Annotated in this window: 12 protein-coding genes; 11 read left to right on the top strand and 1 reads right to left on the bottom strand. The window is 63.6% G+C overall.

Annotation, left to right across the window (positions count from 1 at the left end; all coding sequences use genetic code 11):
• The first annotated feature begins 1 nt into the window (after window position 1).
• The 6 genes from E8Q40_RS14655 to E8Q40_RS22245 all read left to right on the top strand — a co-directional run bounded on the left by E8Q40_RS14655 (window position 2) and on the right by E8Q40_RS22245 (window position 7088).
• Window positions 2-886, top strand: coding sequence for an oxaloacetate decarboxylase (locus tag E8Q40_RS14655; RefSeq protein WP_137045242.1), 885 nt, complete (start codon window positions 2-4; stop codon window positions 884-886).
• Window positions 886-2625 carry a hydantoinase B/oxoprolinase family protein gene (locus E8Q40_RS14650; protein ID WP_137045241.1) on the top strand — a complete coding sequence of 580 codons (1740 nt, stop codon included), beginning with the start codon at window positions 886-888 and terminating at the stop codon, window positions 2623-2625. The genes E8Q40_RS14655 and E8Q40_RS14650 overlap by 1 nt, the downstream gene beginning before the upstream one ends.
• Window positions 2622-4682 (top strand): hydantoinase/oxoprolinase family protein, encoded by a 2061-nt coding sequence (locus tag E8Q40_RS14645; protein ID WP_137045240.1) that lies wholly within the window; start codon window positions 2622-2624, stop codon window positions 4680-4682. Before E8Q40_RS14650 ends, E8Q40_RS14645 begins: the two co-directional genes overlap by 4 nt.
• Window positions 4679-5278 (top strand): cysteine hydrolase family protein, encoded by a 600-nt coding sequence (locus E8Q40_RS14640; protein WP_137045239.1) that lies wholly within the window; start codon window positions 4679-4681, stop codon window positions 5276-5278. Before E8Q40_RS14645 ends, E8Q40_RS14640 begins: the two co-directional genes overlap by 4 nt.
• A complete protein-coding gene (locus E8Q40_RS14635) occupies window positions 5275-6684 on the top strand; it encodes an FAD-dependent oxidoreductase (RefSeq protein ID WP_137045238.1) in 1410 nt (469 codons plus the stop codon). Before E8Q40_RS14640 ends, E8Q40_RS14635 begins: the two co-directional genes overlap by 4 nt.
• A gap of 263 nt (window positions 6685-6947) precedes the next feature.
• The gene (locus E8Q40_RS22245; RefSeq protein ID WP_246662855.1) at window positions 6948-7088 is read left to right on the top strand and encodes a hypothetical protein; all 141 of its coding nucleotides are present in this window, start codon (window positions 6948-6950) and stop codon (window positions 7086-7088) included.
• A 308-nt stretch (window positions 7089-7396) separates the two neighbouring features.
• Here the strand turns inward: E8Q40_RS22245 and E8Q40_RS14625 are convergent, their stop codons facing one another.
• Window positions 7397-8005, bottom strand: a complete 609-nt coding sequence (locus E8Q40_RS14625; RefSeq protein WP_137045236.1) for a TetR/AcrR family transcriptional regulator — start codon at window positions 8003-8005, stop codon at window positions 7397-7399.
• A 287-nt stretch (window positions 8006-8292) separates the two neighbouring features.
• Here E8Q40_RS14625 and E8Q40_RS14620 point away from each other — a divergent pair, with 287 nt between their 5' ends.
• The 5 genes from E8Q40_RS14620 (at window position 8293) to E8Q40_RS14600 (ending at window position 13249) form a co-directional block, all read left to right on the top strand.
• Window positions 8293-8865, top strand: a complete 573-nt coding sequence (locus E8Q40_RS14620) for an OsmC family protein (protein ID WP_205995528.1) — start codon at window positions 8293-8295, stop codon at window positions 8863-8865.
• A gap of 48 nt (window positions 8866-8913) precedes the next feature.
• Window positions 8914-10038 (top strand): acyl-CoA dehydrogenase family protein, encoded by a 1125-nt coding sequence (locus tag E8Q40_RS14615; protein ID WP_137045235.1) that lies wholly within the window; start codon window positions 8914-8916, stop codon window positions 10036-10038.
• 214 nt (window positions 10039-10252) lie between these two features.
• The gene (locus E8Q40_RS14610) at window positions 10253-11095 is read left to right on the top strand and encodes a sulfurtransferase (RefSeq protein ID WP_246663104.1); all 843 of its coding nucleotides are present in this window, start codon (window positions 10253-10255) and stop codon (window positions 11093-11095) included.
• 92 nt (window positions 11096-11187) lie between these two features.
• The gene (locus tag E8Q40_RS14605; protein ID WP_137045233.1) at window positions 11188-12396 is read left to right on the top strand and encodes an NAD(P)/FAD-dependent oxidoreductase; all 1209 of its coding nucleotides are present in this window, start codon (window positions 11188-11190) and stop codon (window positions 12394-12396) included.
• A gap of 4 nt (window positions 12397-12400) precedes the next feature.
• Window positions 12401-13249: an ABC transporter ATP-binding protein gene (locus E8Q40_RS14600; RefSeq protein WP_137045232.1), complete on the top strand. Its 849-nt coding sequence runs from the start codon at window positions 12401-12403 to the stop codon at window positions 13247-13249.
• Window positions 13250-13253: the final 4 nt, after the last annotated feature.

The following is a 13253-nucleotide window of genomic DNA, read 5'->3' as shown; positions in this document are numbered from 1 at the left end:
GATGCCGAATGAAAGTCTGAGGGCCCGTCTGTCGCGGCCATCGATCCTCGTCGCGCCGGGCGTTTACGATCCGCTGACGGCGTTGATCGCCGAGCTGGCGGGCTTCGAGGCGCTCTATGTGTCGGGCGCCGCGATTGCCTATACGCGGCTCGGACGTCCGGACATCGGACTGGTTTCAATGAGCGAGGCGATCGAGACGGTCGGGCTGATCCGCGATCGCGTCTCGGCGCATCTGGTGGTCGATGCCGATACCGGCTACGGCAACGCTCTCAACGTCGAGCGCACGGTGCGGCTTCTGGAGCGCGCCGGAGCAAATGGCATCCAGCTCGAGGATCAGGACTTTCCCAAGCGCTGCGGCCATCTCGACGACAAGTCGCTGATCCCGGCACTGGAAATGGCGGGCAAGATCAAGGCGGCGGTCGATTCGCGCCGTTCACGCGACACGCTGATCATCGCGCGCACCGACGCGGTGGCGGTTGAAGGCTTCGACAGTGCGATCGAGCGCGTCGGCATCTACCGCGAAGCCGGCGCCGACATGCTGTTTGTCGAGGCGCCGCGCGCGAGCGGCGAGCTCAAGCGGGTCGTCGAGCGCGTCGGAACGACGCAGCCACTGATGGCCAACATGGTCGAAGGCGGCAAAACGCCGATCCTGCCGGCGTCCGAGCTCGAGGCGCTCGGCTTTTCCTTCGTGATCTTTCCCGGCGGAATCGTGCGGGCGCTGGCGAAGGCCGCCCATGATTTCTACGTGACCTTGAAGGCCGAGGGCACGACCGATGCATTCCGCCCACGCATGTACGATTTCAATGCGCTGAACGAGCTGATCGGCACGCCGGAAACGCTCGAACGCGGACAATGGTACGCCGACTACAAGCCGGGCAGGAACTGATGCGTAAGCTCGATCCCGTGACGCTGGCCGTGCTTAACGGCCGGCTGGTGCAGATCGCAGACGAGATGGATGCGACTTTGTACCGTTCGGCGTTCAACCCAATCATCGCCGAGGCGCATGACGCCTGCCACGGCCTCTATCATGCCGAGACCGGTGCGACTTTGGTGCAGGGCACCTCGGGCCTGCCGATCTTCGTCGGCGCCATGGCCTTCGCCGTGAAAGCGGTGATCGATAAGGTCACCGCGCAAGGCGGTCTTGAAGAGGGCGACACGTACCTCTTCAACGATCCGTATGACGGCGGCACGCATCTCAACGATTTCCGGCTCGTCCGTCCGGTGATGCGCGACGGCAAGGTCTTCGCATGGCTCGCCTCGGTCGGTCACTGGCTCGATGTCGGAGGCAATGTGCCCGGCAATTTCAACGCCAAGGCGACCGAAAGCTTCCAGGAAGGTTTCCGCATTCCGCCGGTGAAGCTGATCAGCGCCGGCGTGTTCCGACAGGACATAGCCGATATTCTCGCTGCCAATTCGCGCGTGCCGCAATCCAATTGGGGCGACCTCAACGGCCAGCTCAACGCCTTGAAGCTTGGCGAACAACGCGTTCATGTGCTGCTTGATGAATATGGCGACGAGACGGTGACCGTCGCGCTGACCGCGTTGTCGGACCGCGCCGAGGCGCTGATGCGCGCCAATGTCGCGTCGCTGCCGGACGGCACCTATTCGTATGACGATTTCCTCGACAATGACGGCGTCACCGACGAGCCGTTGCGCATCGCGCTCGATCTGACGATCAAAGGCGACCGCATGACGCTCGATTTCTCGCGCTCGGCGCCGCCGTGCCGGGGGCCGCTCAATATCGCGCGGTCGACGGCGGTGGCTTGCTGCTATGTTGCGCTCAAGCATCTCTTCACCGACGTCCCCGCCAATGCCGGCTGTCTGGCGCCGATCGAATTCGTCATCCCCGACACGACATTGCTCGGCGTCAAGGCGCCAAAGCCGGTTGGTGGCTATACTGAAACTATTTTGCGTGTGATCGACACCGTGTTCGGCGCCTTCGCCAAGGCGGCGCCCGAACGCGCCAATGGCAGCCCCTATGCGACCATCAACGCGCTGTCGCTCGCCGGCTGGCGTCAACACGGTGCGCGCTGGGTGATGTTCTGCTTCTTCGGCGGCGGCCTCGGCGGCAATCCGGAAGGCGACGGCCTCAATCACGGCAACAATCCGATTTCGACCGCCACGATTCCGCCGGCGGAAATTCTGGAGTCGCTCTATCCGATCATGTTCACGCAATGGGCCTTGCGCCCGGATTCGGCCGGACCTGGCCGTCATCGTGGCGGTCTCGGCGCCGTCTATGAAATAGAAGCGCTCAATGAGGGTGACACCGATGTTTTTTTGCTCGGTGAGCGCGGAAAGTTTGCGCCGTTCGGCGTCAACGGCGGCGGGCAAGCGGCGCTCAATCGCTTCTTCTACCAGACCGACAATAGCGAGAAGTCGCCCGAACTTGTGTCGAAGATCACGGATGTTCGCATCAAACAGGGCCAGCGCGTGAGGCTGGAGACGCCGGGAGGCGGCGGCTTTGGCGATCCGATGACGCGGGAAGCGTCGCGCGTTGCGCGGGACGTTGCGCTGGGTTACGTGTCGCGGGAGGTCGCGCGCGAGAAGTACGGCGTCGCTCTGACTGGGAATGGCGCGGTCGATGAAGCCGGAACGCAAGCTCTCCGCAAGGGAGCCAAGCCATGAGCGCGCGTAAACCGATCGTCGGCGTCGACGTGGGTGGCACCTTCACGGATCTGTTTCTGTTCGACGAAACCGCGCGCGCGTTCCGCACGGCCAAGGTGCCGTCGAACCGTGGCAATGAGGCAGCCGGCTTTATGCAGGGTCTCGAAGCGCTCGGCGACGTGCGCAGCTTCGATTCCATTGTCCACGGCACCACCGTCGGCACCAATATGCTGCTGGAGCGCAAGGGCACGCGGGTCGGCGTCATCACCACACGCGGCTTCCGTGACGTGCTGGAGATGCGCCGCCGGGACCGCCGGCAGACCTGGGGCCTGTGGGGCGACTTCACGCCGATTGCCGATCGCGATCTGCGTCTGGAAGTGGACGAACGTATCCTTGCCGACGGAACGGTGCGCAAGCCTGTCGACGTCGCGGCGGTGCGAGAGGCGGCGGAAAAGCTGAAAGCGGGCGGGGCGCAAGCGCTGGCCATCATCTTCATCAACGCCTATGTCAATGCCGAGAACGAGAGAAAGGCATTCGAGGCCGCGAAAGCCGTCTGGCACAACGAACATGTCTCGGCCTCGCATCAGGTGCTGCCGGAGATCCGCGAGTTCGAACGTGCCTCGACCACCGGCCTCAACGCCTATCTGCAGCCCGGTATCGCTGCTTATCTCGAGCGGCTGGAGCAGGCACTCGCCGCCAACGACTTCAAGGGCACGTTCCATATCGTGCAGTCGAATGGCGGCGTCATGTCGACCAGAACCGCACGCCGCCTGCCGGTGCGCACGGCTTTGTCGGGGCCGGCGGCCGGCGTCATCGCCGCGGCCGCAATCGCGCGCGCGGCGGGATACGAGAACATTATTACCGGCGATCTCGGCGGCACGTCGTTCGACGTGTCCGTGGTGGCCGGCGGCAAGCCGTCGCTGGCGGCGCAAACCACGATCGATTTCGGCATGGTGATCCGCACGCCGATGATAGAGATCACCACCATCGGCGCGGGCGGCGGCTCGATCGCCTGGGTCGACCGCGGCGGCCTGTTGCAGGTCGGTCCGGAGAGCGCCGGTTCGGTGCCGGGGCCGGTGTGCTATGGGCAAGGCAACGATCGTCCGACCTTGACCGACGCTCATGTCGTGCTGGGCCGCATCAATGCTGCGCGCCCGATCGGCGGCAAACTCGACTCGCTCGATGTCGAGGCGGCCAAGCAAGCCATCGCCAGGCATGTGGCCGAGCCGCTGAAGATCGACGTCATGGCCGCGGCCGAAGCCATCGTTCGCGTCGCCGATGCGCGCATGGCCGGCGCCATCCGTCTGGTGTCGATCGAGCGTGGCCACGACCCGGCGAAGTTCGTCGCCATGCCGTTCGGCGGGGGCGGGGCGCTGCATGCCAGCGCGCTGCTGAAGGAGATCGGACTTAAAGGCGCCTTGGTGCCTCGGTTTCCGGGCGTGACCTCGGCACTGGGATGCGTCATCGCCGATCTGCGCCACGATCAGGTGCAGACGCTTAATCTCATGGTCGATGGTCTCGACCTTGCCACGCTTGATCGGCGCATGCTGACAGCGGGTGAAGAAGCAAAAGCGGTCGTGGACGCGGCCGGCATCGCGGTCGAACGGATCGACGTGCTGTTCGAACTTGATATGCACTATCTCGGTCAGACGCACACGGTGGCTGTGCCGCTATCGGTGACGTTGACGGCGGACGGCACCGGCATATCCGACGCCATTATTCGTGCCGCTTTCGATAAGACCTATGAAGCTGCGTTCGGCCGCTTGTTGCCGGGTATTCCAACGCGAATCGTGTCGTTGCGTACCGCCGCGATCGGCCGGCGTCCGGCTTTCGATCTGTCGGCATTCGCGCCGGGTGCGGACGCTTCGCGCGACAAGGCGGCAAAAGGGTCGCGCCCGGTCTTCCATGGCGGCCGTTGGCATGATGCCCGGGTCTGGTCTCGTCTCGATCTGCCGGTCGGGGCGGTGATCGAAGGTCCAGCGGTGCTGGAGCAGCCGGACGCCACAATTTTCATCGATCCCGATCTCAGCGGTCGGGTCGACGCCTTCGGCAATCTCATCCTGGAGCGCAAGCCGTGAACTGGCCATCCACCGCCTTGCTTCTGGTCGATCTGCAAAACGACTTTCTGCACAAGGACGGCGCCTATGCGCGCGGCGGTGCGACCAACCCCGATACGGTCGCCCTGCCGGCCAAGCTCAAACCGCTCGTCGATGCCGTGCGCCGCAAAGGTGGCGTGGTGGGCGCGACCTTGTTCACACTGGTGCCGGGCCGTGGCGGCGAGCCGATCATTTCGCCTCATTTGAAGATGTTGCGGCCGTTCCTGCGCAAAGGCGATTTCATGCCGGGGTCGTGGGGGCAGCAACTGGTCGACGGACTGGCGCCGGCCGATTTCACGATCGAGAAGCTTGCATACTCGGCCTTCTATATGAGCCGGCTCGAATGGGCTCTGCGGAAATTCGGCATCGAGCATCTGATCGTTGGCGGTATCGTTACCAATGGCGGCGTTGCGTCGACCGTGCGGGATGCTCATGTGCGCGACATCGAATGTACGGTGCTTGAGGACGGCTGCGCGGCGCCAACGCCGGCCTTGCACGCGGCCGCGATCGAAGGCCTGCGACCGGTTGCAAGTATCAGGACCATCGACGCCGTGATGGCGGACCTTGCCGCGTCATGAGCCTGCGCGATGCAGCCGGCGTTACGTTCGACACGCACGCGCCGCTGCTGATCGTGGGCGCTGGCGCCGCCGGTCTTTGCGCCGCTTTGGCAGCGAAAGAAGCGGGCGTCGATCCGGTGGTGATCGAGCGCGATGCTCTGCCGTCCGGCTCGACGGCCTTGTCGGCCGGCCTCATTCCCGCCGCCGGGACGCGCTTCCAGCGTGCCAAGGGCATCGACGATAGCGCCGATCGCTTTGCCGATGACATTCAGCGCAAGGCGGATGGGGGGAACGATCCGGCAATTGTCAAAGTGGTCGCGCGGGAATCGAGCGCCTTGATCGAATGGCTGGCCGACTGCCGCTCTATGCCGTTTGATGTTGTCGACAATTTCAATTATCCCGGCCACTCCGCGTTGCGAATGCATGGCCTGCCAAGCCGCAGCGGCCGTGAATTGATCGATCGCTTGCGCAGTGCCGCGGAAGCCGATGACATCGTCATCCTGACCGAGAGCGTTGTCGACGATCTTTATGTCGGGGAAGGCGGCGTCATTCGCGGCATCGGCTTGACGCGCGCCGATGGCCGCCGGGAGATGCTCGGTTGCGATGCGTTGATCCTGGCCTGCAACGGCTATGGCGGCGATGCTGGTCTCGTTCGCCGTTTCATTCCGGAGATGGCGGAGGCGCTTTATTTTGGCCATCCCGGCAATCGCGGCGATGCCGTGAGGTGGGGTGAAGCGCTCGGCGCGGAACTGAGATATCTGAGCGCCTATCAGGGGCACGGCTCGGTGGCGACGCCGCACAATATTTTGATCACCTGGGCTGTAATCATGCAGGGCGGTTTTCAGGTCAATCGCGATGGCCGTCGCTTCGGTGATGAATCGCACGGCTACTCGGAACAGGCGGCGGATGTGCTTCGGCAACCCGGCGGCGTAGCCTTCGATGTTTTCGACGATCGCGTTGCCGCGGTCGCGCGGCAGTTCGAGGACTTCCAGGCCGCCGAGCGCGGTGGCGCAGTGCTGCGGGCCGACAGCATGGAAGCTTTGGCGGTCATAATGAAAGTACCGGCGGATGCTCTGGCGGTTGAATGCAGCGAAGTCGAAGCCGTAAAAGCGGCGAATGGGCACGATCGCTTTGGCCGCCGCTTCGCGCCCGAGCAGCGCTTGGCACCGCCTTATTGTGCAGTCAAGGTAACGGGCGCGTTGTTTCACACCCAGGGCGGCCTGGCGATCGACGCGAATGCCCGCGTGCTCCGCAAGGATGGCAGCGCGTTTCCCAATCTCTTTGCCGCCGGCGGCGCGGCCGCGGGCGTATCGGGCGACACGGCGGCCGGCTATCTGTCGGGCAACGGCTTGCTGACCGCCACCACCCTCGGACGCCTGGCGGGGCGGTCGGCGGCGCGGCTTATTGGCAAAACCTATCGATCTTAATCATATTGATGGTCTCTGATGCGGTCCGCGGTACTGGAAATCGCCAGCAATACGCCCTAATGACAGGAAATTGGTGTTCGGCGCTGCTTCAAGGGCGCCCAATGCCCTGCGGAAGATCTCGAACAATGCTCCAAAGGCGGGTCAGTATCGCCCCCATGATGGACTGGATCGTTCGTTCCGAATTAAAAATATAACGCCGGCGATCGGCGGCCAGCTCTCTGTCGGGCGGCGAACGTCAACAGCTCGCTTTCGCCCGCGCCTTGATGACTCGTCCTCGTGTCGTCATGCTCGACGAACCGACCGCGGCACTGGCGCCGGCGTTGGTCGATGAGAGCTTCGCCCGTATCGCGCGTCTGCCGGAAGCCGGCACGGCTGTATTGCTGGTCGAGCAACGCGCACGTTAAGCGTTGGCCATCGCGCATCGCGGCGCCATCCTGGACGCCGGCAAGGTTGTTCTGTCGGGCGATGCCGGATCTCTGCTCGCCGATGATCGTGCGGCGGCCTTGTATCTCGGGCAGGAACAATAGAGCGCCGTCGACCGGCCGAGACTCCAGGCTGCCTCAAGTTGCTCTGAGATCGCCGCATTTGATCCGGAGCAGACGTGGCGCCGTAGCACTCGCGCCAACGAGGTGCTCGCAACGTGCCTTGGCAGATGTTCTCTGCGTCCTGCGGAGTGCTATGCGATTTTGGAATGTGGTCCGTGCTCGCCAGTTTAAACTGGCGCGCTTTCCAGAATTGACTTGCACGCTCGGGCCGCGATGTCGGCGGCCGAAGGATCGCGTGTGATCAGTGCAACGACAATGGCGCCGTCCATGATCAAGCCGATCGTATGCGCGATTTTCTCGGCTTCGGACATTCCCGCTTCGTCACATAAAGCCGACAATCGGTCGATCACGATCTTCTTGTGCGAGATGGCGAGTGCCCGCATGCGGTCGTCCGTCTTGTCGGACTCGCCGACCGCGTTGATGAACGGGCAACCGAAGAAATCGTCGCGCGTGAACCAGATCTTCAGGGCAGGGCCGATGCGGTCGAGGCGCTCGCGCGCCGAGCCGCCGGGGCCGTCGATCTCGGCGAGAAACCACGAACGCCAGGCTTGGCCCTCGCGATCGAGAACCGCTTCGACCAGCCCGTCCTTGGAGCCGAACAACTTATAGAGGGTCGTCTTCGCCGTTCCGGCGCGCTCGACAATGGCGTCGACGCCGACCGAGTTGATGCCATAGCGGCAGAATAGGTTCTTCGCGCTGTCGATCAGCCGCTCACGCGGTGGCGCCCGATCCTCGCTATCGGCCTGTGGAGCGTCGATCTGGGCTGCCTCTGTCATAATCAGCCAATACCGTTATCGGCCCGACTCTGCAATCCACGATACCGAAGGGTCTGTAGGGCGACTACTGCCGCGAAAATAGCTTTGCCCGAAACGAGGGCACAAATCGGCGCCATTTGACCGCGAACGTCGCAAATACCGGCTCGTCCCCCTCGTCCGGTACGGCGGCTCCTCTGAAAAAGTTCACATTTTCGCACCGCACAAGCTTGGCACGCTTCCTGCTTAATACAGACCGGTCTGTAGCTTTATTCGTCGTCAGAGGATTGGCGGCAAGGAGAGGAGATCCCATGACCAAAGTCGCGACTGCAATGACCGGTTGTCTCGCCCCCGACAGCCCGACCGCGATGACCGGGTGCCTGGCGCCTATCGACAAAGCCGGGCTCGATGACTTGATCGCCAAGGGCAAGGCCGATCCCAAGGTGATCAAGACGCTGAAGTGCAAGACGGTGGCCGAGGGTCGCTTCCGTCACCTCAACTTCATTCGCACGCTGCCGCCCTACATCGTCGATGAGCCGCCCGGACTGCTCGGCGATGACACCGCGCCGAACCCGTCAGAAGCCTCGCTTGCCGCGCTCGGCTCGTGCCTAGCCGTTGGCATTCACGCCAACGCCGTCGCCCGTGGCATCACCGTCTTCAAGCTCGAGATCGAGCTCGAAGGCGACCTCAACATCACCGCGGTCTGGGGCACCGGCGATCTGTCGGACAAGCCGGTCGGCTTCACCGACGTCCGCGCCAAGGTGAGTTTCGAAGCCGATCGTCCGCGCGAGGAACTCGAGGCGCTGGTCGCTCACGCCCGGCTGTGGTCGCCGGTCGCCAACACCTTCTCGCGTCCGGTCAATCTCGAAGTGGCTTTGGTCTGAGCGGGCGGTTCGCCCGCATCCTTCAACCGTTCAATTGTGGGAATACACATGTTGGATACGCAAACTTTGGAGCGAAGCGGGAAGAAACCGGAAACCGGCGTCGTTGAGGCGGTTCGCGCGGCATCCTCGCGCGAACTGCCGTCACTGGTGCATAAGATCGACGCCGAGGGTTATTACCCGGAAAGCGTGATGCGCGAATTTGGTCGCCTAGGCGCCTTTGCGCATCACTTGCCTAGCTATAGCGAAAGCGTCGACCTCAATGCCGCGATCAACGCCATGGCGGCGGCCGGCGAATACTGCCTGTCGACGTCGTTCTGCGTCTGGTGCCAGGACGCGCTCGGCTGGTACATCTACAATTCCGATAACAAGGCGCTGAAGACCGGCATCGGCCCTCAAGTGGCCCGAGGCGAATTCCTCGGCGGCACCGCGCTGTCGAATCCGATGAAGACCTTCTTCGGCATCGAACCGATGCGGCTGAAGGGCAAGCGGGTCGATGGCGGCTATGTCGTCAAGGGTCTGTTGCCTTACGTATCCAATCTCGGCGACGACCATTATTTCGGCGCCATATTCGAGGTGGACGAGGGCGGCACCAAGCGCAATGTAATGGCGATCGTGCCATGCGCCGCCGAAGGCCTCAGCCTCGCCGACAACACCAAGTTTGTCGCGCTCGACGGCACGCGCACTTTCGCGGTGCAGATGCGCGACGTCATAATCACCGACTCCTGGATCGTTGCCGATCCGGTCGACGAGTACATCAAGCGCATTCGCGCTGGTTTCGTTCTGCTGCAGGCCGGCATGGCCTTCGGTCTGATCCGCGATTGCATCCGGCTGATGGAGCAGACCAAGACCTCGCTCGGTCACGTCAACAAATATCTCGACGTGCAGCCGGAAATGCTGGCCGAGCAACTGGCGGGCATGGAGACGGCCGTCGCGCAGCTTGCCGCCACGCCGTTTGAGACCGATCCGGGTTACTGGCGCGCAGTGATCGAGGCGCGGCTTGCCGCCGGCGACGCCACGGTCGCCGCAGCGCACGCGGCCATGCTCCATTGCGGTGCCCGCGGCTACGTCACCAATGGCGCCGCGCAGCGGCGGCTGCGCGAAGCCTATTTCGTCGCCATCGTTACGCCGGCCACCAAACAACTAAGGAAGATGCTGGCCGACATGTCGCATTAGGAAATTGGCGCATCAGCGAATGGCGCTGCGGGGGCGCCATTCGTGACCGCCGATCAACGATCGCAACGCATGTAGCGAGGTGAAGCAACGAAAGGGCTCAAATCAGGCTGGCCCCCTTCCGCGATCGAGATCAATGCCGGGATGCGTTGAACATCGAGCACAGGAGCGACACGTGAGTGAAAAAGTCCTCGTTACGCCAGGCGAACTTTCCGACATGCTGGGCAACCCCGGCACGGTCGTCATCGATACCCGCGATCCCGCCAGTTACGCCGCCGGTCATCTGCCCGGCGCGGTCAATATCCACGACATCTTCACGTATCTCGCGACCTCGACGCCGGAGGGCGTTGCCGCGATGCGCGACAAGTTTGCGGCAATTTTCGGTGCCGCTGGGCTTTCCGGCGAGGAAACTGCTGTCATCTACGAGCAGTCGATGAACACTGGCTTCGGCCAGTCCTGCCGCGGCTACGTGCTGCTGCGCTATCTCGGCTATCCCAAGGTCAAGATCCTGCACGGCGGTTACGCCGCCTGGACCGCCGCCGGTCTGCCGGTGACGACCGAGGTGCCGACACCGGTGGCCAAGTCATTCGCCATCGATCCCAAGGCGGCCGACATTCTGGTCGACCTTGAAGCGATGAAGGCGGCAGTCGCCGATCCCAACATCGTCAAACTCGACACCCGCGATGTTGACGAATGGATCGCCGACAGCTCGTCGCCCTACGGCAAGGACTTCTGCCCGCGCAAGGGTCGTATCCCAGGCGCGGTGTGGATCGAGTGGTACCGCATGATGAAGCCGTCGGCGGCCGGTCCGATGTTCAAGTCGAAGGACGAGATCCTCGCCGAATGCGCCAGCGTCGGCGTTACGCCGGACACGCCGGTCGTTCTCTACTGCTTCAAGGGCGCGCGTGCTTCCAACACGCTGGTGGCGTTGAAGGAAGCCGGCATCAAGGACGTCAGCCTCTACTTCGGTTCGTGGAACGAATGGTCGCGCGATCCTTCGTTGCCGATCGAAGAAGGGCTGCCTTTCGCCTCGTCGGCCTCCAAGGCCGCGGCGGCATGAACAACCGGGCAGCGCGCCGGTCGCCGCCGGCGCGCCGCCTGCAGCGTCGCGTGCAAACTAGCGATTGAACGAAACGACGGACGTGTGACGGCATGAATAAGGTCAATTCCCTACAACGGGTCGTCGTGATCGGAGCAGGGCAGGCCGCCGCACAACTGGCGACCAGTCTGCGGCAAGGCGGCCATGTCGGTGAAATCCTCGTCATCGGCGAGGAGCCCTATCTGCCGTATCAGCGCCCGCCGCTGTCGAAAAAGTTTCTTACCGAGCGCCCGGCGCCCGAGAGCCTTTATCTGCGGCCTGACAGTTTCTGGCGCGATCAGCGTGTCGACATGGTGCTTGGCGCCGCGGTCGGCGCCATCAATCTGCACAATAAGATGGTGACGCTGACGACCGGCGCCGAATTCGCCTATGAACGGCTGGTATTTGCGACTGGCACCTGCGCGCGCATTCTGCCGCTGCCGGGACTGTCGTCGCCCAATGTCTTTTCGCTGCGGACGACGAACGACGCCAGAGCGATGCGCCCTGCGCTCGATCTCGCCCGGCGGGTGCTGATCGTCGGTGCCGGTTATATCGGCCTGGAAGTCGCGGCCGTGATGCGCGGTGAAGGGCGCGCTGTGACTGTCGTCGAAGCCGAGGATCGCGTGCTCAAACGCGTCACCTCGCCGGTCACGTCCGCTTTCTTCGATGCCTTGCACCGGGAGCGCGGTACAGATTTGCGCCTGGGCACGCGCCTTGCCGGCATCATGCAGGAACGCACCGGGCTGACGGCCGCGCTCGCCGGAGGCGAGACGATTGCCGCTGATGTCGCGCTGCTGGCCACCGGCGCCCGCGCTAACGACCAACTGGCGGCGGCCTGTGGCGTCGCTTGCGACGATGGCATTCTGGTCGACGAATACGGCCGTACCTCGATCGACGGCGTCTACGCCATCGGCGATTGCACGCGCTTGCCGAGCCAGCGCTACGCCCGCCGGATACGGCTGGAAAGCGTGCAGAATGCCATCGACCAGGCGAAAGCCGCCGCAGCCACCATTCTCGGCCATCAGGCGCCATACAATCCGGTGCCGTGGTTCTGGTCCGACCAGTTCGACGTGAAGCTGCAAATCGCCGGTCTCTGCGATGGTTATGACTGCGTCGACACCGTTGGCGAAGCATCGAGCGCAAAATTTTCGGTCGAATACCGGCGCGGTGGGCGTCTTATCGCCGTTGATGCGGTGAACGATCCGCGCGCGCACATGATGGCGCGGCGGCGCATAGCGGAGGAAACCGCCGCCGATGTGGCCGCCTTCGATGGAGCGGCCTAGCCCCATGAGCGGTCAGACCAAGAAGTGCAATCGTGGGGCGCATATCTCGGTGAGCGGCGTCAGCCATCGCTATCGCCGCACCGCGACCACCGTGCTCTCGGACGTCAATTTTGAGGTGCAGCCCTGTGAGGCACTGGCGCTGGTCGGCCGTTCCGGCTGCGGAAAATCGACTTTGCTGCACATCATGGCCGGATTGACCAAGCCGACTTTGGGCGAGGTGCGGATAGACGGTGCCGTGGTCGAAGGGCCGTCGCCGCACTGGATCGTCATGTTCCAGCAGCCGCATCTCTATCCGTGGATGACGGTTGAACAGAATGTCGGCCTCGGTCTCAAATTCGCTGGCCGGCCGCGCAAGGAAATCACCGCGCGCGTCGGCGAATTGCTCCAGCTCGCCGAGCTCGACGGCTATGCAGGCCGTAATGTGCAGGATTTGTCCGGCGGCCAGCAGCAGCGCGTCGCGCTGGCACGCTCGTTGGTCGTTGGCCCCGACGTGTTGCTGCTCGACGAACCGTTTTCCGCGCTCGACGCCGTGACGCGCCGCGCCCTGCAGCGCGACGTGCGCCGCATTGCCATCGAGATGGGCATCACGCTCGTCATCGTTACGCACGATATCCCGGAAGCCGTGGTGATGGCCGATCGCGCCTTGGTGATGGCCGCTAATCCGGGTCGCATCGCAGAAATCGTATCGATCGACAGCGATCATGTCGATCGCGACCGGCGCGGACCGGTCGTGCTGGCTGCTCAGGCCAAGTTGCAGAGCGCTTTCGAGCGCGTTGCGCAGCCGGCGGGCGAAGACAATCGCGAAACCCTCGGTTCGGAAACCCTCAAAGTCATTGCGTCCGGGCGCCGTTGACCGC

Source organism: Pseudolabrys sp. FHR47 (genome assembly GCF_005153485.1).
Taxonomy (GTDB): domain Bacteria; phylum Pseudomonadota; class Alphaproteobacteria; order Rhizobiales; family Xanthobacteraceae; genus Pseudolabrys.
This window is presented reverse-complemented; position numbering and strand designations above follow the sequence as displayed.